Source organism: Kribbella sp. NPDC005582 (genome assembly GCF_040605415.1).
Classification (GTDB): Bacteria; Actinomycetota; Actinomycetes; order Propionibacteriales; family Kribbellaceae; genus Kribbella.
The window spans coordinates 341,339-365,531 of the sequence record NZ_JBEXCU010000001.1; the positions used below are offsets into that span (position 1 = coordinate 341,339).

Below are 24,193 nucleotides of genomic sequence, written 5' to 3' on the forward strand. Positions count from 1 at the left end.
TGGTACTGAGCACCCGTCCGGATCCAACATTCTGGTTCTGTGACCGAGAAGGAGGCACCATTGTGTCCGTGGAGACCATCGAGCCGAGGCTCACGCTGGCTGAGTTTGACGCGCTGCCCGACAACGGGGAGTGGCGCGAACTGCTGGACGGACGGGTGCTAGTGAACCCGTCACCGTTGACCGATCATCAGATCGCCGCCGGCAATCTCTACACGCTGCTCCGGGCCGCGCGTGAACCGGACCTGCCAGTCTTCTTCGCTCCGTTCGACTACCGCCCAGACGATCGGACGTCATTGCAGCCCGACGTCCTGGTCTGCCGCCGAGAAGACCTGGGACATCGCGGCCTGCAGCGCCCGCCGGCGCTGGCCGTTGAGATCTTGTCGCCGTCGACGCGCGCACAGGATCTACTCCGGAAACGGCGTGTCTACGAGGCCACCGGAGTCGACGCCTATTGGATCTTCGAGCCCGAGGACGCAGTGCTCACGGTGTTGGAACTGGAGGACGGCCGATACGTTGAGCGAACGTTCAAGAGCGACGAGGTTTTCCTTGCCCAGCGCCCGTTCTCAGTGCGCATCGTGCCGGAAGAGCTTCTTGAGCTCTAGCCGTTCAGTAGTTCGATGAGTTGTTGTTTGCCGGGGAGGCTTTCCGGGCGGATGACGTCGGCGGTGCGGACGTAGTAGAAGGCGGCGCCTACTGCTTCCAGCGGGATGTTCATGAGTTCGGCCCAGGCGACTCGGTAGATGGCTAGCTGGAGGGGGTCGGCGGTTTCGGAGCGGCTGGTTTTCCAGTCGACTACGTCGTAGCCGCGGGAGCCGTCGGGGCGGACTACCTGGTAGACGGCGTCGATGCGGCCGCGGATGGTGCGACCGCCGAGGGCCAGGGCGAAGGGGGCTTCGATCTCGTAGGGGGAGGTTTCGCCGTAGGGGCCGGTGCGGAAGGCTTCCATCAGGTCGGTGAGGTCGGTGTCGTCGACGATGTCCTCGTCGGCCGCGCCGGGGAGGTCGTCGGGGTCGATCAGGAGTTGCTGACCGAAGTAGGACTCGACCCAGGCGTGGAAGCGGGTACCGAAGCGGGCGGCGCGGTTGGGTTTGCGGGGCATCGGGCGGGCGAGCTCGGAGGCGAGGCCGTCGGGGTCCTTGGCCAGGCGCATCACCTGGGTGGCGGACAGCGCGGTCGGCAGCGTCACGTCGTACGCCTTGCGGCTTCGGCTTTCCCTTGCCTCGGACAACAATCGCTCGAGCTCGGAGTCCCAGCGGGCGACCAGCGCCTGCTCGTCGAGTAGCAGCGAGTCCTCGGCCTCGGTCGAGGGTCCTTCGGCGCGCGACTGCTGCACCAGGCCGGCGCCCTCGAGGCGGAGCCGGTACGCCGCTTCGTCGTACGGCGCCGGCCAGGGTGCCGTGGTCGCCTCGGCGAGCTCCGGGTTCTCCGCGTCCAGGTCAGGTTGCTCGGCCCAGGAGATCACGCGCTCGCCGGCGTGCTTCTTCAGCGTTTCCAGGTACGACGACGGGCCGCGCGGGCGCTTCTGCGTCGGACCCCACCAGTGCCCGGTGGCGACCAGGATCTCCTTCGCGCGGGTGAAGGCGACGTACCCGAGGCGGCGCTCCTCGAGGGAGTTCACCTCCTTGCACTCGTCGGAGAACGCCTTGAGCCCGGCGTTCGACAGGTCGTGGAAGTCGGGCAGCGTGGCGGCGTCACCGCGCAGCGGCCACGGCAGCACCTTCGCGTTGGTCGTCCACTTGTCGCGGCCGCGGTCGGACGGGAACACCTTCTGCACCAGCGTCGGCACGAAGACGATCGGCCACTCCAGTCCCTTGGACCGGTGTGTGGTGAGCAGCTTCACCGAATCTGCCTCACTCGGTACGGCGAGGTCCAGGCCGGCGGCATACTCCTCCTCCGCCGCGAGGTAAGCGAGCAGACCGTCGAGTGAACCGTCCGACTCGGTCGAGACAAAGTTGCCGACGGCATCGAGGAACGCGGCCAGGTGGTCGCGGCGACCGGAGTTGAGGTGGTCGGGAGTTGCCGTGAGCTCGACGTCCAGGCCGATGGTGGAGATCACTCGGCGGACCAGGTCGAGCAGCGGCTCCCCCGCGTGCGCGCGCAGCTCACGCAGCTCGGCGGACAACTCTTTGAACCGGGTCAGCGCCTCGGGCGAATATCCCCAGGCCTCCGAGCCTGGGTCGTCGACGGCCTCGGCCAGCGAGATGACCTCGGTCGAGTCCATCCCGGCGACCGCCGCGTCGAGAGCGGCGACGAGGTCGTCGGCGGCCGGGCGGGCGCCGGTGTCGGCGAGTGAGCGGGAGCGATTCGCCAGCAGGGCAAGGTCGCGGTGGCCGATCCGGTACCGCGGTCCGGTGAGGATGCGGAGCATGGCGGCGTTCGCCGTGAGGTCGTTGACGGCTTGCAGAGTGGCGACCACGTCGACGACCTCGGGCAGCGCGAGCAACCCGCCGAGACCGACCACCTCGACCGGAACCTTGCGCGAGATCAAAGCCTCGTGGACCGCGCTCAGGTCGACATTGGTCCGCATCAGGATGCCGATGTCTTTCCAGCGCCGGTTCGGCGACTTGTGCGCGGCGACGATCGCGTCGGCGACCCACTCGATCTCCTGCGAGCGCGTCTCGAACAGGCCGACGGTGATCGCGCCCTCCGGCGCATCGGCCGGGGCTTCGAGCGGGATCACGCCGGGGTGCTGCTCGTAGAGTTCGGCGGCGTGCTGGTTGGCCGCGGCGAGGATGCGACTGCCACACCGGCGGTTGACGCTCAGCACATACCGCTGGGCTGGGCTGCCGTCGCGGTTCGGGAAGTGTTCCGGGAACTCGTCCAGGTTGGCGACCGAGGCACCACGCCAGCCGTAGATCGCCTGACACGGGTCACCGACCGCGGTGACTGGATGACCGCGGCCGTCGGGACCGGCAAAGAGGGCGGTCAGCATGCGGCGCTGCGACACCGAGGTGTCCTGGTACTCGTCGAGCAGCACGACCTTGTACCGCGCGCGCTCAGCAACCGGGACCTCCGGACACTCCTCGGCCAGCCGCGCCCCGAGCGCCATCTGGTCGGCGAAGTCGACGACACCGCGCTCGCCCTTGTAGGCCTGGTATTCCTCGACCAACTGGAGGATCTCGCCACGCTTCAACGCAGTCTCGGCCAGCTTGCGCACCTCGACGGTCTGCTTCCGCGCCGCGGCCACCTCCTGCCGAACAGCCTCGTCATGGTCCCGTACGGCGTCCGCCCGCAGCAGGTGGTCCGCCAGCTCACCGTCGAGCGAGAGCAAGCTGTTGACCAGCGTCGGCACGTGATGCGACGCAAACCGGATCGGTCCGGCAGACCGCCGTACGACGCGTCCTGCGAGCTGGAACCGAGTTGCGTCAGCCAGCACTCGGGCATCCGGCTCGAGCCCAAGCCGCAGTCCGTGCTCGGCGATCAACGTGCCCGCGAACGCGTGGTACGTCGAGACCACTGGTTCGCCCGGCTCCTCGGGCTCCCAGTTCGGCACGTTCTTCCGCAGGTGCGCGGCGAGGATTGGATGCTGGTCCGGCGGCAGCGTCGACCCGAGCACGCCTGCCTTCGTCAGGTCGTCGCGGATCCGCACATCCAGCTCGTTGGCCGCCTTCTTCGTGAACGTCAGCCCGAGCACTTCCTCCGGCTTCACCTGCCCCGTGCAGATCAGCCACACCACCCGAGCCGCCATCGCCGTCGTCTTCCCCGACCCGGCGCCGGCCACAATCACCCCAGGCGCCAACGGCGCGGTGATCGCCGCCAACTGCTGGTCGCTGAACGGAATCCCCAGCAGATCGCAGAGTTCAGCCGTCGTCTGCAGTTTCACAGCAGTCATCAGACGATTTCCCTGCCTTCCGGTTGGATGGGGCAGAGGGCTCTGGCTTCGCAGCGGGTGCAGCCGTCGTTGCGTTGGGCGGTGAACTCTTCAGAACGAACCATGGTTTCGGCGTCTTCCACTGCTTCGTCGAGCCAGGTCTTGCCGTCTTCGTCGGGTTCGAGGGGGGCCTGGTGCTGGACCTTGGGGAAGCCGCTGTCGTCGTGGCGGAGTTGGACGAGCTCGGCGCCGCCAGCGACGGCGTCGGGGCCGGCGGCGGCGACCTGGCGGGAGGCGATGGCTCGTTGGTAGATGGCTAGCTGGACATGGCGGGCCAGGGCGGGCTTGGTGGGGAGGTTGCGGCCGGTCTTGAGGTCTACGACGCGGATGGTGCCTTCGCCGTCCTTCTCGACGCGGTCCATCCGACCTTTGACGCGGACGGCGGGTTGTTCAGCGTCCGGGAGCAGTACGTCGAACTCGACCTCGGTGCCGACGAGTTCGCGCTCGGGGCGGCCCTGGTGCCAGGCGACGAACCGCCGCAGCGCCTGTTCGGCCTCGACGCGTTCGCGGTCGGAGATCCAGGCCGACTCGAAGTCGAGTTGGGTCCAGACCTTGTCGAGCCAGCCGTTCAGCTCGTCGACCGACGGTGGCAGGGTCCCGGTGGCCACGGCATCAGCCAGCGTGTGCAGCACTTGGCCGAATCCGATGGCCGACGTGCTTGGCGTTTCACCGCCGGCGCGCCTGGTCAGGAACCAGCGCAGCGGGCAGTCCACGATCGTCGTCAACGCGCTGCCTGACAGCGGCACCGGCAGCTCCGGATCCGCGATCGGTCGCTCGGACTTGGTCCGCTCCCGCACACCCCACCAGCGCTCCGGGTTGGCCGTCGGCACCAGCGCCTGCTCGCGGTCGTCGACTGCGTCGGCCAACTGCGCAAGGCGATCGGCGGCAACCCGCTTCAAAGCAGGTGAGGATGCCGGATCCGCCAGTACACACCGCAGATCGGCCACCAGACCCGGCAACGAGAGCGGCCGGCGCGGCCGCCCGGCCACCAACTTGATCGGGATGTCCAGCTCGGCCAGGAACCTCGACGGCTGGTCCCCATCCGCCTCCGGCGCCTGGACCGCGGTCACGATCAGCCGCTCGCGCGCCCGAGTGATCGCGACGTAGAACAACCGCCGCTCCTCGGCCAGCAACGCCCCGGCGGAAAGCGGGTCCACGAGACCATCACGCCCGAGCCGGTCCGGCTCCAGCAACGAACCACGTCGCCGCAGGTCCGGCCACTGCTGCTCCTGCACACTCGCCACGACGACCAGCCGCCACTGCAGACCCTTCGAGCGGTGCGCGGTCATCAACTGCACACCGGTCTCGCGATACGTCGCGTCGTACCGGTTGTCGCCCGCGATGTCGAGCGACTCGAGCTCGCTCAGGAACGCCGAGACACCCTTGAACCCGATCTGCTCCTCGGCCCGCCCCGCGGCATCGAACAACGCACAGAGCGAATCCAGATCCCGGTTCGCCGCCCGTGCGATCTCACCACCGGAGTGGGCCTGACCGCGCAACCGCCGCAGCCACGGCGACTCCGACCACAGCGACCACATCACCTCGTCCGGCGCGGCGCCGGCGTTCACGATATTCCTTGCCTTGAGCAACCTCTCCCCCAGCGCCGCGAACCGCGCCTCGGCCGGAGAGGCCTGCTCGTCCAGCAGCAGCGGGTTCAGCAACGCATCACGCAGCAGCTCGTCCGACGAGCGCGGCAACCGCTGCCCGTCCGCAGCCTCGCGATCGCGCTTCCGCAGCACGCGCGCCAACCGTCGCAGCTGCCCAGCGTCCATTGCACCCAACGGCGACAACGCCAGCGCCCGCACGACTTCAACCGTCAGCGTGGCCGGATCCGCAACCGCCCGCAGCGCCAGCAGCATCGGCCGCACGGCGGGCTCACGCGACAGCGGAAGCTCGTCACCAGCGACATCGACCGGAATCCCAGCGGCAGCCAGCGCCCGTCGCAGCGGCGGGATCGACCGGCTACCCGACCGGACCAGCACCGCCATCTCGTGCCACCCGACGCCGTCCTGCACGTGAGCTCGCCGCAGAAGGTCAGCGATGTGCTCCAGCTCCGCACCGCTGGTCGAGTACAGATTCGCCTCGACCTTGCCGGCACCGTAAACACACGACGAAGCATCAGGATTGCGGAACCGGTCGAACGTGTCGCGATCCAGCGTCCCCGGCACCCCGAGCCGGTTCACGACGTTGCGCGACACCCGCTGCAGCGTCGTACCGAACCGGCGGGTGGTCGCCAGCGCGATCTGCGCCGCCGGCTCGCCGGACACCGTCGGGAACTCCTCGGTGAACCGGAGCAACCCGCGCACGTCGGCGCCGCGGAACGTATAGATCGACTGGTCCGGATCACCGACGACGACGAGGTCACGCCCATCACCGGCGATCGCCTGCAGCAACATGGTCTGGCCGGGATCGGTGTCCTGGTACTCGTCCACGAAGACGGCCTTGAACTCCGCCCGCAGCTTGTCCTGCACCGACGGCTGCTGCGCCAGGATCACCGCGCGATGAATCAGCTCGGAGTAGTCGAGGACCTGCTCGGCATCGAGAACCTGCAGGTATTCCTCGAAGAAATCACCGACCGCCACCCATTCGGCGCGATCCGCCGCCCGCCCGATCTCGGTCAGGTCCTCAGGATCGAGGCCGAGCTGACGCGCCTTGCCGATCACGGCCTGCACCTCGTCGGTGAAACCGCGAGTCTTCAACGCCGGATGCAGACTCCGCGGCCAGTGCACCGCGCCGACCTCACGACTCCCGGACAACGCCTCGCTCAACCGCAGCGACTGCTCCGGACCCGACGGCAACCGCAGTGGCACATCGAAGGCGTCAGCCGGCGTGAACCGGCGCAGCAACGCGTAACAGAAGGAATGGAACGTCATCGACGGCATCACGCGGGTCGTCTTCCCGAGCCGTCCCGTGATCCGATCCCGGAGCTCGGTCGCCGCCTTCCGCCCGAAGGTCAGCACGAGCACCTCGTCCGGACTCAGGCCGCGGTTCCGCACCCGATCGACGACGGCCTCCACCAAGGTGGTCGTCTTCCCGGTGCCCGGTCCGGCGAGCACCAGCAAGGGTCCACCCGGATGATCCACCACGGCCTGCTGGTCTGCATCCAGCACCGGCGCTTGCGCCGCGCGCCCCTCGGCCCGAACGAGCCGATAGCGGGAACCCTGTCTGCTGACCATCGCCCTATCCCATCAGACCCCTCCGACAATTTCTTGCGGCACCCTGATCAATCGACGGGATGCTCAGGATCCCACCGCACCTCGCGCAGATTCACCCGCCCGTTGGTGATCCGCACACCATCGGACCGCAGGTTGTGCAGCTGTTCGTCACCGACCTCGTCAGCCGGTACGCCGGACGCCCGGATCACCCGCCACCACGGCACAGCGCCGCCGTACTCACGCATGATCGCGCCCACCTGCCGCGGCCCGCCCTGACCGACGTACTCGGCGATGTCTCCGTACGTCGCGACGCTGCCGGGCGGGATCGACTCCACCGCCCGCAGCACGGCCTCGACGTACTCGTCCCTGTCCACGGGCCCCAATTTAGGCCAGCGGGGCCAGCGCTTTCGCCAGCGGCTCGAGCACCGACGGCGGCGCGTCGAGCGGCAGGTTCATCACCGCGAGGTCAACTCCTGCTTCCCCGTACGCCGCTGCTGCCGCGACCGCGACGTCGAGCGGCTGATCCGGGTCGATCCGGATGTTCACCGAGCACGTGATCTCGTTGACGTCCCGGCCGATGTCCGAGCAGTGCTGCACGAGGATGTCCTTGAGCGGCTTCCACTCCTCCGGACTCGCGACGATGACGTTCCAGTGCTGGGCCCACCGGGCCACTGCCCGCAGCGTGCGCTTGGGACCCTTGCCGCCGATGGTGATCGGCGGGTGCGGCGTCTGCACGGCCTTCGGCTCGCAGTACGCGTCGGTGAGCTTGATGTACTGACCGTCGAAGTTCGCCGACTTCTCGGTGAGTAGCGCGATCATCGCCTGCACACCTTCGTCGAACCGGTCGAAGCGTTCCTTCAGCGGGTACAGCTCGATGCCGTAGGCGGCGGTCTCCATCTCGTTCCACCCCGCACCGACGCCGAGCTCCAGCCGGCCGCCGGAGATGATGTCGGTGGTCGCGGCCATGTTCGCGAGCACTGCCGGATGGCGGTAGATCATGCCGGTCACCTGGCATCCCAACCGGATCCGCGACGTCGCCTGCGCCAGCGCGGCCAGCGTCGTCCAGGCCTCCAGGTTCGGTCCGGCCATGTCACCGCTGAGCGGATAGAAGTGGTCCCAGTGCCAGGCGGACTCGAAGATCTCCAGCTGGTCAGCGGCGACCCACACATCCCGCATCCGCTGCCACGTGGTGTGTTCTGGCCTGGTCTTGACGGCGAATCGCATTCCGGCCTCCAGTCAAACAAGCAAACGCTTCCCGAGCTGACATTACCCGCCGCGCCGGACAGCGCAGCCGCATCGGTGCGGGCTCGGGACACTGGTGAGAAGAACGGCGACGAAGAGGGGTCGGGGTGCTGGGGGAACTGCCACGGGAGCTCGCGGAGGACAGGTTCTGGGAGAAGCTGCCACCGCCGTTACTCAGCATGATCGTGCTGGGGCTGGCCTTCTTGTTCACGGGCCTGCTCGGAGCTGCCGGGTCGGACGGGACCGCGGTCAGCAACACCTTCGTGCGGGGCGTTCCGTGGAATGTCTGGCTGGCGGTGACCGGCGCGGCGATGGCTTTGTTCGTCGTGCTCACCGTTCAGGCGGCGCGGATCCTCCAGCACCCCTACCGATGGGGTTTCTACCCACCGCGGCGGCGGATTCTCGGCTATCTGGTCTGCGCGGTCGCAGGTTGTCTCATCGCCTTCGTCTACCGCCTCAAGTTGTCCGGCCAGCTCCCGGACCTGCCGGTGCGGGAACTGGACTTCCGGACGCAGGTGGCCTTCGTCGGCAGTCTCATCGCCACGGCGCCATGGCTGACGATCGTCTGGCTGGCACACACCGAGTGCCGCGAGCTACCCAACCATGAGGACCGCCCGCCCGGCGGCCGGCACGTCAACGACTACGCGGACGCACTCGACGACGACACTGACAACCCGGCGCTGTTCCCACCGGCGATCCGTCGGCTCGAGCGCCTGTGGCAGCTCCTGCTGGTCTGCGTCGGCGCGTTCGCCATCGGCGTGGTCGCGGCCGTCGCGTCGGCCGGCGCGCTGCGCGGTGCGTTCATCGCGGCGCATCCCGACCGTGCGAGCGAGTTCCCGCCGGCGAACGTGCTCCTGTACGGCGCCACGTTCGCCGTCGGGCTCGCGGTCATCGGCGTACCCCTGGCGGTGGCCTGGCGGAACCGTGCTCAGCAACTCGCCGAGCGGATCTGCCCGATGCCGTCCGACGCGCGACCGAGCGCCGAGTGGCTCGAGGAACACAAGCGGATCGAGCACCTCCTGCACCTGGACATCTCGATCCTGCGCAACCCGCTGACGATCTTCAGCGTCCTCGGGCCGCTGGCGGTCAGTGCGATCGCAGCCTTCCTGCCGCAGGTGGCGAACTAGTCCAGACCGAGGCGCGCACGCACCTCAGGCCTGCGTAGCGGCGGCACGGTCTGCGGCGGGACGCGGCGGTCGGGCATCTCGGCGAGCAGTTCTTCGGTGATCCGGGCGACCTCGGTCGCCGCGCGCTCGATCGGCCCTCGCGTGGTGGCGCTCAGCGAACCGACGCCGGTCACCTTGCGAACGTATTGCAGCGCGGCCGCGTAGATCTCCTCGGAGGTCGCGGCGGGCTCCAGTCCCCGGAGCACAGTGATGTTTCGGCACATGCTCCGACAGTACGTCCCGCTGGGGACACTTCCGCGGAAAAACTACGGGGTATTGACTTCCCTAATGGTCTTCGGGTTTCCTCAGACCATGAGCGACACTGGACTGGATCGCAGGACCCGGCGCCGGCAGGAAACGATCGAGGAGATCCTGACCGCGGCGATCGAGTTGATGGAGGCCGAAGGCGTCGCCTCCCTCAGTCTGTCCGCTGTGGCCCGGCAACTGGGGATGCAACCGCCGTCGCTCTACCAGTACTTCCCGTCCAAGATGGCAATCTACGACGCGCTTTTCCAGCGCGGAGCCGAGTTGTACCGCGATCTCTACCGCGAGGTGCTCGCGAAGGCGACCACGAACGACGTCCGTGAGCTCGACCTGCAGTCCGCCGGCGCCTTCAGCCGCTGGTGTATGGCGCACCCCGTCTATTCACAGCTGCTGTTCTGGCGAACCATCCCGGGGTTCCAGCCGAGCCCAGAGGCGTTCGCGCCCGCCCAGGAGGCGCTCGACGAACTGCGCGGGCATCTGCAGCGGGGAGTCGACCGGGGACAGCTACGGCCGGAGGCCGCGAGCGACGAGGGCATCGCCCTCTACACCTCGCTCACCGCCGGTCTGATCTCGCAGCAGTTGGCCAACGAGCCGGATGTCGCCTTCGAGGACGGCCGCTACGTCCGGCTGCTGCCGACAGTGCTCGAGATGTTCTACCAGCACTACGCACCAGCCAGGGGGAAGACATGAACGCAGTACTGGCAACAGACATCGGCCGGGCCGACCGGAACCGCTGCCTGGAACACCGAGCCGCAGAGCTCAAGGCCTGGCACGACCTCCTGGCGTCGATCGACGGTTCCGACTGGCAGCGCCGTACCGTCTGCGACGAGTGGGACGTCGCCGACATTGCCGGCCACCTGATCGGCCAGGCCGAGGACGTGATCCGGCCGCTGTCGTTCCCGCGGCGCTTCCGCAAAGCCAAGCGGGTCTATCCGAACACCCCGAAGTTCGATGCGCACATGATGGTGCAGGCCGACGAACACCGCGGCACGCCGCCGGACCCACTTCGCAGCACTTTCGACCACGTCTGGGCCAAGGCGACCCAGAAGATCTTGAAGAACCCAGCACTGATCCGCCGGATCAGCATGGCCTCGGAGGAGTGGCCGCAGTTCAAGATGGATCTCGGCTACATCCAGGACATCCTGCTTTCGCGAGACCTGTGGACGCATCGCGACGACGTCTGCCAGGCGCTCGGCCGCCCGTTCGACGCGGGCCCGTACGCCGAGGAGATGGTCGCGCAGGTGATGCGCGACGTGATCGACGGACCGTTCTGGGGCGACCGGCCGGCCGTCGACGTGGAGCTCACCGGCCAGGGAGGTGGGACCTACCGACTGGGGAGGGGCGAGCCGGTCGGCCACGCCGCCGTCGACGCCATCGGCTACATGCGGACGCTGTCGGGGCGCGACGACAACCCGGTCGTCACCGGCGATCCGGCCGCGGTCGAAGCGGTCGCCAGTTGCCGGATGCCGTTCTGAGCAGTGGGGCCGGAGTCGCTCCGGCCCCACTTCAGGTCAGTACGCCGGCTGGCTCGGGTCGATCTGGTCGACCCAGGCGACCACGCCGCCGCCGACGTGCACCGCGTCGCTGAAGCCCGCGCCCTTCACGATCGCGAGCACCTCGGCCGAGCGGACGCCGGACTTGCAGTGGAAGACCAGCTGCTTGTCCTGCGGCAGCTTCTCGAGGGCGACACCGGTCTGGAAGTCGGCCTTCGGGATCAGCACCGAGCCCGGGATCCGGTTGATCTCGTACTCGTTCGGCTCGCGGACGTCGATCAGCTCGAAGTCCTTCTCGCCGTTCTCCTTGAGCTTGATCCACTCGCTGAGCTGCTTCACCGAGATGGTCGAGCCGACGGCCGCGTCGGCCGCCTCCTCGGTCAGCGCGCCGCAGAAGCTCTCGTAGTCGATCAGCTCGGTGACGGTCGGGTTCTCGCCGCAGATGGCGCAGTTCGGGTCCTTGCGGACCTTCAGCGCGCGCCAGTTCAGGTCGAGAGCCTCGTAGATGTTCAGCCGGCCGAGCGACGGGTCGCCGATCCCGGTCAGCAGCTTGATCGCCTCGGTGACCTGGGCCGCGCCCACGGACGCGCAGAGCACACCCAGTACGCCGCCCTCGGCGCAGGACGGGACCATGCCGGGTGGCGGCGGCTCCGGGTAGAGGCAGCGGTAGCAGGGGCCGTGCTCGGCCCAGAACACGCTGACCTGGCCGTCGAAGCGGAAGATCGATCCCCAGACGTACGGCTTGCCGAGCAGCACCGCCGCGTCGTTCACCAGGTAGCGGGTGGCGAAGTTGTCGGTACCGTCGACGATCAGGTCGTACTGCTCGAAGATCTCGAAGACGTTGTCGTTGTCGAGGCGGACCTCGTGCAGCACGACGTTGGTGTTCGGGTTGGTCTCCAGGATCGACTCCCGGGCCGACTGCGCCTTGGACTTCCCGACGTCGGACTGGCCGTGGATGATCTGGCGCTGCAGGTTCGACTCGTCGACGGTGTCGAACTCGACGATCCCGAGCGTGCCGACGCCGGCCGCGGCCAGGTAGAGCAGCGCCGGGCTGCCCAGGCCACCGGCCCCGATGACCAGGACCTTGGCGTTCTTCAGCCGCTTCTGGCCGGCCATCCCGACCTCGGGAATGATCAGGTGCCGCGAGTACCGGCGGACCTCGTCGATGGTCAGCTCGGCGGCCGGTTCGACCAGCGGTGGCAGTGACACGTGTCGGCTCCTCGGTAGGGTTCAGGCAGGCTGTCTGGGTTCAACCATCGGCCTGCTCCCCATGTTCCCGCACAATCCCGGAGACCCCAGCCCGGGTCCGAATCCCGGGACTGGGGTCTCAAGGACTGATCGATCAGTCGTTGTCGGTGATCGTCCCGGTCAGCGTGATCGGGAGCTTGAGATCGGTGCCCGACCCTTCGGTCATGACCGCCGTGAACGTCTCGGTCGGCTCCTTGACCTTGTCGTCGACGATCTTGACCGTCAGCTCACCCGTGGTCTCCCCCGGCTGGACCGAGCCCTCGATGTCCCGCATCCCCGGCTCCCAGTCGTACGTGCTCGCGTAGTCCTGGGTGAGCACCGCGGTGCCGTCCTTCAGCAGCCCGTGCAGGCTGACGTACTGGTCGCTCGGCGCGGACAGCTTGAGCGGGAAGCCCACTTCGCCGTTCTTCTCGACGGTGGTGAGGTTCCCGACGGTCAGCGTCGGCGTCGGGTCGTCGTCAATGACATCGCCATGCCCGAACGACTTGTCGAGCAGTGCCTCACTCGGCACCGACAGCGTCAGGTTGAAGTGCACGTCGTAGCTGTCCCGCGTGTTCGACTTCACCGGCACGCTGATCTTCTGCTTGACCTGACCAGGCTTGAAGACCACCGTGCGCACGACATCGCCCACTGTGGTTCCCAGGTCACCCGAGGTCTCGGCGTACACCTTGACCGGCCGGGTGCTGGCCCGGTTCAGCCGCACGTAGAAGTCGACGGTCTGCGTGCCCTTGTCGCCTTCCTTGACCTTGACGTCCGACGCGGACACCTTCGGCAGCTTCGTCGCCGGCGCCGAGACTCCGAGGCCTGCAGATGCGAAGGACAGGTCACTCAGGTACACCGTGCCCTTGGCGACCTTGTCGGTCCGTAGCTCGACGGAGCGCACGTCCTTGAGGTTGACGCCCTTCAGCAGGGACAGCGGGATCCGGACGGTCCGGAGCAGCGTCTTCGGCAGTCCGTTCTCCTTCGGGCCAGGCAGCCGAGTCAACGCGTCACTGACCTTGGATACCGGCACCGAAACAGCCTTACCGCGACCATCGACCACGCGGACGCTCAGGTCGGTCTTCGGCGCACCCGCCGGGTCCGGAGCCGCCCGGAACGACAGTGCGGCGAACTTCCGTACGTCGCGCTGTGCCGCCGGCAGGCTCAACCGCAGTACGCCGGTCTTGTCGCGCCAGGACAGTCGCGTCGCCACCATGGTCGGCGTACGGGCTGCGAACCAGGCAGCGTCCCAGTGCGGTGAGTCACCGGAGCCATCCGTCACCACACAGGCCGGAGCGGCCGCCAGCGTCGACTGAAGCTTCACCCCGGAGCACGTGGCCGCAGAAGCCTTGCCGGTCAGCGCACCCTTCGGCAACGCCTGGTCAAAACGGTTCACATCCCGACGCGACGCCAGCGGCGCCTGCGAGACCACCCGTACGACGGCCCGCCCGGCCGAGGCCGCACGAGCATCAGAACCGTCGAACAGCGGCAGGAACTGCTTCTCGTGGCCCAGGTGCAGCCGGAAGAACCCGGACAGGTACGCCGTCCCGACGGCCTGCTGCTCTTTCGCCTTCAGCCGCCCGGCGTACTTGGCGCCACAGGGCGAGGCCTTCTCGTCGCCACCCCAGTCGTCGTTGGACGGCGCCTCGGACTGACCAGGAGTCCACTCGGTGTTGAAGAAGTTGTGGTTGGCCCCGAGCACTGTCACCGTCGAGCGCGTGGCCGCGTCACCGGTGACCGAGTGGCGGGTGTCGTCGTAGAACTTCTGCCCCTGCAGGTCGGAGACGTCACCGTCACAGGTCGGCAGGATGACGCTCATCGCGACGCCCGGCACTGTCGAGCGTGCGAAGTCGACCGGAGCCAGCGGCAGCACAGCACGGATCCCGAACTGGCCGCCCCGGTCCGCGTTCACGATCGCTGCGCGGGCGACGCCCTCACCGCCGCGCGAGTGCCCCATCAGACCGACGTTCTGCAGGTCGACCTTGCCGACGTACTTGGTGCCGAAGGGGGCGCCTCCGGTGGTCGACCACTTCTTCCACAGTTCCAGGTGGTGCAGGATCAGCTCGGCCCGCGCCTGCGCACCGGCGTCGTACACGTCGCCGTCGTACGCGTTGACGGCGTTCGAGCTGATCGACACGACCTGGTAGCCGTTGCTGGCCAGAGCCTGCGCGGCGCCGTCGTACCCGCGGTAGCTCGGTACGGGCTTCTCACCCTTGGCGCACGGCCAGGGCTTGTCCTGCGGCGTCGTGGCATCGCCGTAGCAGTACTGGTGCCGGCCGTGCAGGAAGAGCACGAACGGCCGCTTGCCCTTCGCACCGACCGGTGTGTAGACCTTGCCGACGACCTCGGACTTCTCCTTCAGCCCGGGCAGGAAGACCGCCTGGTCGCCGAGGTTGTACTCCGACGTCTCGACCTTGAACTTGCCGGCCTTGGCCGGGTCGTCCTTGAGCAGCGGCCCGAGCCGCGGCTTCAGCCAGTAGGCGTCGTTCGGGCCGGCCGCGGCCAGGCCCTGGCTCTCCGCCTGCTTGCCGTCCTTGCCAACGTCCCCGGACCACACCAGCTGGACGTTCTTCGCCTTCAGAACACCCGGATCCGTGGTGACCAGGGTCAGCGTCCGCTGGTCAGGCGACTGCCTGGCCACCCCGAGCGGCTCCCCGTCCACGGCCAGCAGCGGCAGTGCCGCGCGCATCGGCGCCGGCGCCCCCAGCCGGAGTGTGAGCTGGTACCCGCCGGCCACCGGCCGGACGTCCCAATTGTTGCCTTGAGCAATTTTCGGTGCGGGGGCGGGCGGCGCGGCGGACGCGAACGGCGCCGTCGTCAGACCCAACCCCAATAGTGCGACCATCCCCAGCGACAGGTGCCTCAAGCTGCCGATCTCTCGCACAGTCATCCTCTCGATTCGACGAAACAGACCACAAAGATGACTTCGTGGGCGAGAGCAAAGTTGACCTGACGAGCCGCTCAGTCGCGTCTCAGTCCTGCGACAGCTTCGACTCGATCGTTTCGTCAGCGAATCAGATCGCGGAAGGCAGCCGCCACTTGCTCCGGGTGTTCCATCTGGGCGACGTGACCGGACTTGGGCAGATACAGCAGCCGGGCGTCGGGGAAAGTCCGCTGGGCCTTCGTCCGGATTCGCGCGTCGACGAGACGATCGCGGCCGCCGTACACGAGCAGGACGGGGCACTGGACGCTGGCCGCGTCTGCCCAGAGCGAGCGGCGAGGTGGGGTCAGCGACGAGCGCAGGATGCTCTTGGCCGCGTCAGTCGTCGCCTGCATGTTCCACGGGTCGGTGTCTCGCCGGTGCAGTTCAGCCTCGTAGTTGGCACGCACTTCTTCTGGCAGGGCGCGTGGGTCACCGAAGACCATCGCCAGCGACGCCTGGAACCGCCGATCGAACGGGAGCCGCTGGGCACGGGTCAGAACCACCGGTCCGAGCCGTGGCGTCGCCAGTGCCGCGAACCACAGCGCACTGGCTGACACCCGCGGATGCGGCAGCGCGGGAGACACGAGGGTGAGTGACGCGACCAGATCCGGTCGCTGAGCGGCCAGAGCGACCGCAGAAGCCCCACCCATCGAGTTCCCGAAGACATGCGCCGGCTGATCGAACTCGGACTCCAACAGCTTGACCAGTACGTCGGCCTGCTCGGATATGCCCGTCGGTCCGGCCAGCGGCGTCCGCCCGAAGCCCGGGAGGTCAGGTGCGATCCCCCGCACGGTGTCGTTCAGTAGGAGTCCGAGCGCGGTCCAGTTCAGCGAGGAGCCGCCTAGACCGTGCACGTAGAGCGCCGGCGGCAGCTCCGCCGCCGGCGCCGGCACCTCTCTGACCAGCAGATCCACACCTTCGACCGGCACCTGGCGGGCCGGCCATTCCTGTGTCGCCAGCGGCGCGTCGGCGCCGGTTACTGCCCCGTAACTCTCCACGCAACCCATGGTAGGACGCATAACGGTGGAGACTGGGAGTTATGGCAGCAGCGTCCCAGCAGGTGACGACCGAGGTCGACGGGCAGACTTTGAAGCTCACGAACCTCGGCAAGGTCCTGTATCCGCAGACCGGGTTCACCAAGGCCGAGGTGATCGAGTACTACCACCAGGTGGCCGCCGTACTGCTGCCACACCTGTCCGACCGGCCGCTCACCCGGAAGCGCTGGCCGGACGGCACCAACGCGTCGTACTTCTTCGAGAAGAACGCACCCCGCGGTACGCCGTCCTGGGTGCGGACTGTCACGCTGCCGACCCCCGGTAGCTCGACCGGCCGGGACGAGGCGGACTTCGTGATCGCCGACGACGTCCAGACCGTGGTGTGGCTGGCGAACCTCGCAGCGCTCGAACTGCACGTCCCGCAGTGGCGGATCGGTCTCTCGGATCAAGGCCGGGACCCACAGGCGGACCTGATCGTCTTCGACCTCGACCCCGGTCCGGGCGCGACCATAGTCGAGTGCTGCGACGTCGCCCTGGCCTTGCGCGAACTGCTCGGGCACTACGGGCTGGAGGGCTGGCCGAAGACATCCGGCAACAAGGGCATGCACCTGTACGTGCCGATCGAGCCTGCGTCGTCCAAAAAGACCAGTGCGTTCGCCAAGCAGCTGGCTGAGCAGTTGGCCGAGGCGCTGCCCGAAGACGTGACCGCGAACATGACCAAGGCGCTCCGTCCGAACAAGGTCTTCATCGACTGGAGCCAGAACGCAAGCGCCAAGACCACACTGGCGCCGTACTCGCTGCGCGGCTCCGACGAGCCCCGCGTCTCCACGCCGATCGACTGGGACGAGGTGGCCGCCACCAGCGCCCCGGAGGACCTCAAGTTCCTCCCGCACGAGGTGCTCGCGCGGCTGGAGGAGTACGGCGACATCCTGGCCGAGCTGTACGACGACCCACGCCCACTGCCGCCGTAGTTCCGGCGGGGAAGCTACTGACCGGGAGGACCGGTGGGTAGGATTCGGGCTACGACCCGGCGGCGTTTCCTGCCGCCGGTGCCGCACCACCGAAGGAGCCGACGTGTCGACGACACCGGAGACCGCACCGAAACGCGGCAGCCGCCTGCCCCGGCTCGCCCGCCGCGCGCAACTGCTCGAGGCGGCCCAGGAGGTCTTCGTCGCGAACGGCTACCACGCCGCCGCGATGGACGACATCGCCGACCGGGCAGGGGTTTCCAAGCCGGTCCTGTACCAGCACTTCCCCGGCAAGCTTGAGCTCTATCTGGCGCTGCTGGACACCTCCTGCGAGGCGATCGTCGCCGCGGTGCACGAAGCGCTGAAGTCGACCGACGACAACAAGCTCCGGGTCGCGGCCACCATCCACGCCTTCTACGACTACGTGGCCAATGCCCAGGGCGCGTTCCGGCTGGTCTTCGAGTCCGACCTCACCAATGAGCCGGCCGTCCGCGAGCGCGTCGACCGCGTCACGCACGCCTGCGCCGAGGCTGTCTCCGAGGTGATCAGTGCGGACGCCGGGCTGAACCGCGAGCAGTCCATGGTGCTGGCCGTCAGCCTGGTCGGCATGGCCCAGGTGAGCGCCCGCTACTGGCTGGCCTCGGCCGACCAGGACTCGCTGCAGCAGCAGAACGCCGCCGACCTGGTCGCGTCGCTGGCCTGGCGGGGCATCCGAGGCTTCCCGCGCAGCGAAAACTGACACAGTCCTCGCACCGACGGCTGACACCGGCCCGGTTCTGCTTTGGGCGGACGGGTGAGAGCTCGGCGTCCGCAGCGGATAGGCTCGAAGTGTCACCGGCGAGAGCCGCCGGTCGGAGCGTGCCCGGAGGGTTTCGTGGAGGTCAAGATCGGCGTGCAACACGTCAATCGTGAGTTGGTGCTCGAGAGCGAGCAGAGCCCGGACGAGGTGCAGGCGCAGGTGGCGGACGCGCTGAGCGGCAAGAGCAATCTGCTGGAGCTGACCGACGAGAAGGGCCGCCGGATCCTGGTCCCGGCCGACCGGCTCGCCTACGTCGAGATCGGTGAGGTCTCGATCCGTAAGGTCGGCTTCGGCGCGATCTGATCCCGTTCCGGACACGCTTTGCGTGTCCGGGGTCTGGAATCCGGTTCGATGGGCACCATGTGCGGTGAGACCTGCGTCGTAGTGGTCTGGTAGCTACGGGGCGCCGCCTTGACGCAGGTCAGTCACCTTCACAAGGAGGAACCGTGGGTTACTGGATCTGGATGATCATCGTCAGCCTGCTCGCCGGCATCATCTTCGGGCCGCTGGCCCGGCTCGTGCTTCCCGGCAAGCAGAACATCAGCCTCGGCTGGACCATCCTCGGCGGCGGTATCGGCGCCTTCATCGGTGGTCTGATCGCCCACTTCGCGGGCGTCAAGGACACCAGCGGTCCGGACTGGATCCAGTATCTGATCCAGATCGTCTGCGCCGCGATCGTCATCGCCATCATCGCTGCCCGGAAGCCCCGGACAGCCTGACGCACCGCATCACCCGACGGCCGCCACCCCACCCGGGGCAGGCGGCCGTTGCGTTGCCACCTGTTCGTAGAGCGCCAGCAGCTTCTCGGCATGCTCACGTGGCTCGGGCCGGTACCGCGGTGCCCACACCCGCCCGGGATCCGGCGTTCGCAGTACGGCGCTGACCGTCGCAGCCAGCCCCGCCGGCTCAGCCGGTCCGAACGTGCGCGTGCCCTCATGACCGCGGTACAGCCACGGGTCGACCACCACCAGCGGGCAGCCCGCCGCCTCGGCCTCATGGGCGACCAGCGACTGGGTTTCCGAGACCGAACAGATCACCACTGCGTCCGCAGCCAGGTAGTAGCCGGCCAGCTCCGCCCGCGGCAGTACGCCGGGCATCCGCACCCGCGAGGCGATCCCGAGCCGCTCGACCAGGTCGGTGACCCGGCGCCGGTCGGCATACCCACCAACCATGACTAGGCAGGCATCCGGCCGGATCCGCAGCAACTCGGCGAACGACCGCAGCAACAGCTCATCGTTCTTCTCCCCACTCAACCGCCCGACCGACAGCACGATCGGATCCTGCGGACCGAGTCCGAGCCGCTGCCGGATCTCGGTGGTACTGACTGCCGGTGCCGGCATCGGAAGCGTCGGACTCGGCAGCACCACGGTCGGCGACTCACAGCCGATGTCGTCCAGCTGCTGCACCACCTTGGCAGTCGGTGCGATCACCAGGTCGGCGGCACGCAGCAGGTTCTGCACCTCGGTGCATCCGGACCGGTAGCCGGGCGGTGCGCCGAGTCCCATCCGCCAGGCCCTGCCCGCCAGCCACATCGCCAGCCGAATCTCCGCATAGTGCTGGCTGTAGACGTCGAGATCGGTGTGCCAGGTCAGTACGACGGGCAGCTTCCGGCGCCAGGCGGCGTACAGGCCGGCCACTCCGACCGGGCCGAGTGTGTGCACATGGACAACGTCGTACGTCGGCTTGCTGCGGGTCGGCTTGAGCATGCCCAAGCGGTAGTCACGGCCCCAGGCCTCGGTGCCCGGCACGGACCGGATCGGCAGCGTGCTCTGGTGGCTCTTCGCGTCGTACGGCGCGACTACCTCGAGCTGGACGCCGAGCTCACACAGGGCTCGCCCGGCGGCTTCCATCGAGACGGCCACACCATCGGCCCGCGGAACCAAGGTGTCGGAGTAGATGCCCAGGCGCAGCGGGCGGTGGTGCGATGTCATGCAGGCTCCGGCGTCAGACCCCCGTCAACAACGAACGGGAGCCATGCAATCAGGCCTGTAGGCCGAGCGCAGTCATCCTTGCGGTGTGGGCTTCGGTCAGTCGGGTGAACATCCGGCCAATGGCGGCCAAATCGAGACCGGGGCGGTCGACGCTGCCGGCCAGCAGAGCCGCCAGCGAGTCACGGTCGGCGGCGATCCGCTGGGCCTGGCTGAGCGCCTCGCCGACCAGGCGGCGGCCCCAGAGGGCGAGTCGGCCGCCCAGCTTGGGGTCCTCCTCGATGGCGGCGCGGACGCGGTCGACGACGAACTCGGCCTGGCCGGAGTCGGCGAACACCTCGAGCACCAGGGCGCGGGTCTCCGCGTCGACGAACGACGCGATCTCGCGGTAGAAGTCGTTCGCCAGGCCGTCGCCGACGTACGCCTTGACCAGGCCCTCGAGCCAGTCCGACGGAGCGGTGTGGTCGTGGAAGGCGTCCAGCGGCGTCACGAACGCCTGCATCGCCTCCATCGGGTCCACGCCGAGCGTCACGAGACGGTCGCGGAGCTGCTGGAAGTGCCCGAACTCGGTGGTCGCCAGGGCAGCGAGCTCCGCCTTGTCGTTGAGGGTCGGGGCCAGCTTGGCGTCCTCGGCCATCCGCTCGAAGGCGGTCAGCTCGCCGTAGGCGAGAACTCCCAGCAAGTCCACCGCCGCGGCCCGGTAGGCGGGGTCGTCGAAGGCCGTCTGTTCCATGCCCGGCACCTTATCCGGGAACCAGGGCTGCCAGCACTGGCGTGGCGCAAACCACAGGAAACGGCGTTGACGCGGGTTGCGGTTACACTGGTGAGCGATTCGCCGGTGACGCGCCCACATGGGCACGCTGGTGCGAGGTGCTTGCACAGTGTCCCCGCGCCTCTTCTGACGAGGTCTCCGCGACCTCTGGCGCCCGGCCACTGTCCGTACAAGCATGTGAGAGGCGATCAGCCTGACCACCTTCCGAGAGCTCGGCGTGCTGCCCGAGATCTGCGACGCGCTCGACCGCGTCAACATCGTGGAGCCGTTCCCGATCCAGGAAATGACGCTCCCCGTAGCCCTGCTGGGCACCGACCTGATCGGCCAGGCCCGTACCGGGACCGGCAAGACGCTCGGCTTCGGGATTCCGTTGCTCCAGCGCACGATCTCCCCCGGTGAGCCCGACTACAACGAGCTGGCCGCGCCCGGGAAGCCGCAGGCGCTCGTCGTCACGCCGACCCGTGAGCTGACGATCCAGGTCGCCAAGGACCTCGTCACCGCGTCCACCGTCCGCTCGGTGCGGATCCTGACCATCTACGGCGGCGTCGCGTACGAGCCGCAGCTGGACGCGCTCAAGACCGGTGTCGACGTCGTCGTCGGTACGCCGGGGCGCCTGCTGGACCTGGCCAACCGCGGGGTCCTGGATCTGAGCCATATCAAGGTTCTGGTGCTGGACGAGGCCGACGAGATGCTCGACCTGGGCTTCCTGCCCGACGTCGAGCGCATCCTGCGCAAGACGCCCGAGCTCCGGCAGACGATGTTGTTCTCGGCAACGATGCCGGCGGCCGTCGTCAGCCTGGCCCGCACACACATGCGGCACCCGCTGAACATCCGCGCCGAGTCCGGCGACGACTCGCAGATGGTTCCGGCCACCGCGCAGTTCGTCTACCGCGCGCACGACCTGGACAAGCCCGAGGTGGTCGCCCGCATCCTGCAGGCCGACGACCGCGGCCGGGTGATGATCTTCTGCCGGACCAAGCGCGAGGCCGGCCGGCTGACCGACGACCTGATCGACCGCGGCTTCAAGGCCGCCGCGATCCACGGTGACCTGAACCAGGTGGCCCGCGAGCGGGCGCTGACCCGGTTCCGTGGCGACAAGGTCGACGTACTGGTGTGTACCGACGTCGCCGCCCGCGGTATCGACGTCGAGGGCGTCACGCACGTCATCAACAACACCTGCCCCGAGGACGAGAAGGCCTACGTGCACCGGATCGGCCGCACCGGCCGCGCCGGGGCGAGCGGAATCGCGGTGACGTTCGTCGACTGGGCGGACCTGGTCCGCTGGAAGACGATCAACAAGGCGCTCGACCTGCCGTACGACGAGCCGCAGGAGATCTACTCCACGTCGCCCGAGCTGTACCACGATCTCGGGATCCCGGCCGAGGCGAAGGGCCGGATCAAGCCGGCCGCCGACCGCGAGGAGCAACCGCGTTCGGAGCGCCCCGCCCGCGACAAGCACCGCCGTACCGAGGACGGGTCCGAGTCCCACGGCCACGGCCACGGCCGGGACCGCAAGCGGAACCGCACCCGCAAGCGCACCCGTCAGGGTCAGCCGGTCGTCGAAGGCGCCGACGTCACGAACAAGACGCACGTACCGGAAGCCACCGAGGCGCCGGAGGCCGTTGCGGCCGTCGACGCGCCGCGGGACCGCAAGCCCCGCAAGCGCAAGCGCAACCGTCGCCGCTCCGAGCACTCCGCCGAGGTGAACGCACAGTCCGGTACGCCGGACGCCACGTCCGCTCCGGTGGAGCAGGCTGCCGCGGCTGAGACGTCCGCTCCGGCTGCCGTCGAGTCGGCTGCGCCGGTGGAGTCGGGCTCGGGTTCGGGTTCGGGTTCGGGTTCGGGTGAGCACGCGTCGAGCGGGCGGTCGTCGCGGCGTAGCCGCAACCGCCGGTCGTCGGCTGAGGCCCAGGCTGCTCCGGCTGCGCAGGAGACCGAGGCCGCTGCGGCCCCGGCGCCTGCATCTGTGAGCGAGCAGCCGTCGCGGCGGACGCGCAGGCGTCAGCAGGCCGAGGCCGCCAAGGCGTCTGAGGCTGCGGCGACGGAGAAGCCGGCGGCGCTGTTCCAGGCTCCGGTCGAAGCGCCCGCGAAGAAGGCTGCCGAAGCACCGGCAAAGAAGGCCGTCGAGGCGCCCGCGAAGAAGGCAGCGGCTGCCGAGGCTCCCGCGAAGGAGGCGGTTGCTGTCGAGGCGCCCGCCAAGAAGGCTGCGGCCAAGCAAGCAACTGCTGTCGAGGCTCCGGCCAAGAAGGCGGTTGCTGTCGAGGCGCCCGCCAAGAAGGCGGTTGCTGTCGAGGCGCCCGCCAAGAAGGCTGTTGCTAAGAAGGCGGCTGCTGCCGAAGCGCCTGCTAAGAAGGCTGCTGCCACCAAGGTTGCCGAAGCACCTGCCAAGAAGGCGCCGACCAAGAAGGCCGCTGCGGTGAAGACCGCGGCACCGGCGAAGAAGGTCGCGTCTGCGAAGAAGGCTGCGCCGGTTGCCAAGAAGGCTGCGCCGACGAAGAAGGCTGCCGCGGTAAAGACTGCAGCACCGGCTAAGAAGGCCACAGCTAAGAAGGCAGCGCCGGTCGCCAAGAAGGCAGCGCCGACGAAGAAGGCTGCCGCAGTGAAGACTGCAGCACCGGCTAAGAAGGCCACAGCTAAGAAGGCAGCGCCGGTCGCCAAGAAGGCTGCGCCGACGAAGAAGGCTGCTGCGGTGAAGACTGCAGCACCTGCCAAGAAGGCCACGGCTAAGAAGGCTGCTCCGGCTAAGGCGACTGCCAAGAAGGCAGTTGCTCCGGTCAAGCAGGCTGCTGCGAAGAAGGCGGCTGCCAAGAAGGTCGCACCGGCGAAGAAGGCCGTAGCGGTCAAGAAGGCTGCTCCCGCGAAGAAGGTGGCGCCTGCTAAGAAGGCGGCACCGGTTGCCAAGAAGGCTGCGCCGACGAAGAAGGCTGCCGCGGTGAAGACTGCGGCACCGGCTAAGAAGGCCATCGCCAAGAAGGCCGCACCGGCTCAGAAGACGGCTGCCAAGAAGACGGCGCCGGCGACTAAGGCGGTCGCGAAGAAGGCACCGGCCAAGAAGGCGACCGCGACCAAGAAGACCGCGGCGCCGGCCAAGAAGGCTGCTCCGGCGAAGACCGCCGCCAAGAAGGCACCAGTCAAGGCCGCCGCGAAGAAGGCGCCGGCCAAGACCACCGCCAAGAAGGCACCCGCCAAGACCACCGCCAGGACGGCGCCGGTCAAGGCTGCGACCAAGAAGACGGTGGCCAAGAAGGCACCGGCCAAGGCCGCGGCCAAGAAGACCGTGGCCAAGAAGGCGCCGGCGAAGAAAGCCTCTTCCTCGCGTCGGTGAAGTGACCAAGCTGTAATCGCACGCTGCAACACCCAGCCCCTCGTGGAGCGTCCCTCGGGCGTAAC

19 protein-coding genes are annotated in these 24,193 nt (G+C 68.3%); 9 read left to right on the forward strand and 10 right to left on the reverse strand.

Features of this window, described 5'->3' with window-relative positions; genetic code table 11:
- The first annotated feature begins 68 nt into the window (after window positions 1–68).
- Entirely contained in the window at window positions 69–602 is a 534-nt protein-coding gene (locus tag ABZS29_RS01665; RefSeq protein WP_355457538.1) for a Uma2 family endonuclease, read from the forward strand.
- Here ABZS29_RS01665 and ABZS29_RS01670 read toward each other — a convergent pair.
- The 4 genes from ABZS29_RS01670 to ABZS29_RS01685 are packed head-to-tail and all read right to left on the reverse strand — an operon-like array spanning window position 599 to window position 8,250.
- Window positions 599–3,832, reverse strand: coding sequence for an ATP-dependent DNA helicase (locus ABZS29_RS01670; protein WP_355457540.1), 3,234 nt, complete (start codon window positions 3,830–3,832; stop codon window positions 599–601). The genes ABZS29_RS01665 and ABZS29_RS01670 overlap by 4 nt on opposite strands.
- Window positions 3,832–7,047 carry an ATP-dependent DNA helicase gene (locus ABZS29_RS01675; RefSeq protein ID WP_355457542.1) on the reverse strand — a complete coding sequence of 1,072 codons (3,216 nt, stop codon included), beginning with the start codon at window positions 7,045–7,047 and terminating at the stop codon, window positions 3,832–3,834. Before ABZS29_RS01675 ends, ABZS29_RS01670 begins: the two co-directional genes overlap by 1 nt.
- 47 nt (window positions 7,048–7,094) lie before the next feature.
- A complete protein-coding gene (locus ABZS29_RS01680) occupies window positions 7,095–7,400 on the reverse strand; it encodes an MGMT family protein (protein WP_355457543.1) in 306 nt (101 codons plus the stop codon).
- Between the two features lie 10 nt (window positions 7,401–7,410).
- Window positions 7,411–8,250 (reverse strand): TIGR03560 family F420-dependent LLM class oxidoreductase, encoded by an 840-nt coding sequence (locus tag ABZS29_RS01685; protein ID WP_355457545.1) that lies wholly within the window; start codon window positions 8,248–8,250, stop codon window positions 7,411–7,413.
- Between the two features lie 125 nt (window positions 8,251–8,375).
- Here ABZS29_RS01685 and ABZS29_RS01690 point away from each other — a divergent pair, with 125 nt between their 5' ends.
- Window positions 8,376–9,395, forward strand: coding sequence for a hypothetical protein (locus ABZS29_RS01690; protein ID WP_355457547.1), 1,020 nt, complete (start codon window positions 8,376–8,378; stop codon window positions 9,393–9,395).
- Here ABZS29_RS01690 and ABZS29_RS01695 read toward each other — a convergent pair.
- The gene (locus tag ABZS29_RS01695; protein ID WP_355457548.1) at window positions 9,392–9,658 is read right to left on the reverse strand and encodes a DUF2277 domain-containing protein; all 267 of its coding nucleotides are present in this window, start codon (window positions 9,656–9,658) and stop codon (window positions 9,392–9,394) included. The genes ABZS29_RS01690 and ABZS29_RS01695 overlap by 4 nt on opposite strands.
- 88 nt (window positions 9,659–9,746) lie before the next feature.
- Here ABZS29_RS01695 and ABZS29_RS01700 point away from each other — a divergent pair, with 88 nt between their 5' ends.
- Both ABZS29_RS01700 and ABZS29_RS01705 read left to right on the forward strand, forming a co-directional pair.
- Window positions 9,747–10,388, forward strand: coding sequence for a TetR/AcrR family transcriptional regulator (locus ABZS29_RS01700; protein ID WP_355457549.1), 642 nt, complete (start codon window positions 9,747–9,749; stop codon window positions 10,386–10,388).
- A complete protein-coding gene (locus ABZS29_RS01705) occupies window positions 10,385–11,173 on the forward strand; it encodes a maleylpyruvate isomerase family mycothiol-dependent enzyme (RefSeq protein ID WP_355457551.1) in 789 nt (262 codons plus the stop codon). The genes ABZS29_RS01700 and ABZS29_RS01705 overlap by 4 nt, the downstream gene beginning before the upstream one ends.
- Window positions 11,174–11,209: 36 nt before the next feature.
- Here ABZS29_RS01705 and moeZ read toward each other — a convergent pair whose 3' ends face one another.
- The 3 genes from moeZ to ABZS29_RS01720 form a co-directional block, all read right to left on the reverse strand.
- Window positions 11,210–12,400 carry an adenylyltransferase/sulfurtransferase MoeZ gene (gene moeZ, locus ABZS29_RS01710; protein ID WP_355457552.1) on the reverse strand — a complete coding sequence of 397 codons (1,191 nt, stop codon included), beginning with the start codon at window positions 12,398–12,400 and terminating at the stop codon, window positions 11,210–11,212.
- 133 nt (window positions 12,401–12,533) lie between these two features.
- Window positions 12,534–15,308 carry a Calx-beta domain-containing protein gene (locus ABZS29_RS01715; protein ID WP_355457554.1) on the reverse strand — a complete coding sequence of 925 codons (2,775 nt, stop codon included), beginning with the start codon at window positions 15,306–15,308 and terminating at the stop codon, window positions 12,534–12,536.
- A 116-nt stretch (window positions 15,309–15,424) separates the two neighbouring features.
- Window positions 15,425–16,339 (reverse strand): alpha/beta hydrolase, encoded by a 915-nt coding sequence (locus tag ABZS29_RS01720; protein ID WP_355457556.1) that lies wholly within the window; start codon window positions 16,337–16,339, stop codon window positions 15,425–15,427.
- Window positions 16,340–16,380: 41 nt separating this feature from the next.
- On the opposite strand from ABZS29_RS01720, the gene ligD reads away from it, so the two are divergent.
- The 4 genes from ligD to ABZS29_RS01740 all read left to right on the forward strand — a co-directional run bounded on the left by ligD (window position 16,381) and on the right by ABZS29_RS01740 (window position 18,822).
- A complete protein-coding gene (ligD, locus tag ABZS29_RS01725; RefSeq protein WP_355457558.1) occupies window positions 16,381–17,307 on the forward strand; it encodes a non-homologous end-joining DNA ligase in 927 nt (308 codons plus the stop codon).
- Between the two features lie 103 nt (window positions 17,308–17,410).
- On the forward strand, window positions 17,411–18,043 hold the full coding sequence (locus ABZS29_RS01730; RefSeq protein ID WP_355457560.1) for a TetR/AcrR family transcriptional regulator: 633 nt from the start codon (window positions 17,411–17,413) through the stop codon (window positions 18,041–18,043).
- A 135-nt stretch (window positions 18,044–18,178) separates the two neighbouring features.
- A complete protein-coding gene (locus ABZS29_RS01735) occupies window positions 18,179–18,406 on the forward strand; it encodes a DUF3107 domain-containing protein (protein ID WP_355457562.1) in 228 nt (75 codons plus the stop codon).
- A gap of 143 nt (window positions 18,407–18,549) precedes the next feature.
- A complete protein-coding gene (locus ABZS29_RS01740; protein ID WP_355457564.1) occupies window positions 18,550–18,822 on the forward strand; it encodes a GlsB/YeaQ/YmgE family stress response membrane protein in 273 nt (90 codons plus the stop codon).
- A 9-nt stretch (window positions 18,823–18,831) separates the two neighbouring features.
- Here ABZS29_RS01740 and ABZS29_RS01745 read toward each other — a convergent pair whose 3' ends face one another.
- Together ABZS29_RS01745 and ABZS29_RS01750 are read right to left on the reverse strand one after the other, a co-directional pair.
- Window positions 18,832–20,034: a glycosyltransferase gene (locus tag ABZS29_RS01745; protein WP_355457565.1), complete on the reverse strand. Its 1,203-nt coding sequence runs from the start codon at window positions 20,032–20,034 to the stop codon at window positions 18,832–18,834.
- A 49-nt stretch (window positions 20,035–20,083) separates the two neighbouring features.
- Window positions 20,084–20,764 (reverse strand): ferritin-like fold-containing protein, encoded by a 681-nt coding sequence (locus tag ABZS29_RS01750; protein WP_355457567.1) that lies wholly within the window; start codon window positions 20,762–20,764, stop codon window positions 20,084–20,086.
- A gap of 256 nt (window positions 20,765–21,020) precedes the next feature.
- Here ABZS29_RS01750 and ABZS29_RS01755 point away from each other — a divergent pair, with 256 nt between their 5' ends.
- Entirely contained in the window at window positions 21,021–24,128 is a 3,108-nt protein-coding gene (locus ABZS29_RS01755; protein WP_355457569.1) for a DEAD/DEAH box helicase, read from the forward strand.
- Window positions 24,129–24,193 lie beyond the last annotated feature (65 nt).

Coding starts and splice junctions, on each gene's coding strand:
- ABZS29_RS01715 (WP_355457554.1), bottom strand. CDS start 15,308: ATGACTGTGCGAGAGATCGGCAGCTTGAGGCACCTGTCGCTGGGGATG.
- ABZS29_RS01685 (WP_355457545.1), bottom strand. CDS start 8,250: ATGCGATTCGCCGTCAAGACCAGGCCAGAACACACCACGTGGCAGCGG.
- ABZS29_RS01700 (WP_355457549.1), top strand. CDS start 9,747: ATGAGCGACACTGGACTGGATCGCAGGACCCGGCGCCGGCAGGAAACG.
- ABZS29_RS01750 (WP_355457567.1), bottom strand. CDS start 20,764: ATGGAACAGACGGCCTTCGACGACCCCGCCTACCGGGCCGCGGCGGTG.
- ABZS29_RS01670 (WP_355457540.1), bottom strand. CDS start 3,832: ATGACTGCTGTGAAACTGCAGACGACGGCTGAACTCTGCGATCTGCTG.
- ABZS29_RS01675 (WP_355457542.1), bottom strand. CDS start 7,047: ATGGTCAGCAGACAGGGTTCCCGCTATCGGCTCGTTCGGGCCGAGGGG.
- ligD (WP_355457558.1), top strand. CDS start 16,381: ATGGCAGCAGCGTCCCAGCAGGTGACGACCGAGGTCGACGGGCAGACT.
- ABZS29_RS01705 (WP_355457551.1), top strand. CDS start 10,385: ATGAACGCAGTACTGGCAACAGACATCGGCCGGGCCGACCGGAACCGC.
- ABZS29_RS01745 (WP_355457565.1), bottom strand. CDS start 20,034: ATGACATCGCACCACCGCCCGCTGCGCCTGGGCATCTACTCCGACACC.
- ABZS29_RS01695 (WP_355457548.1), bottom strand. CDS start 9,658: ATGTGCCGAAACATCACTGTGCTCCGGGGACTGGAGCCCGCCGCGACC.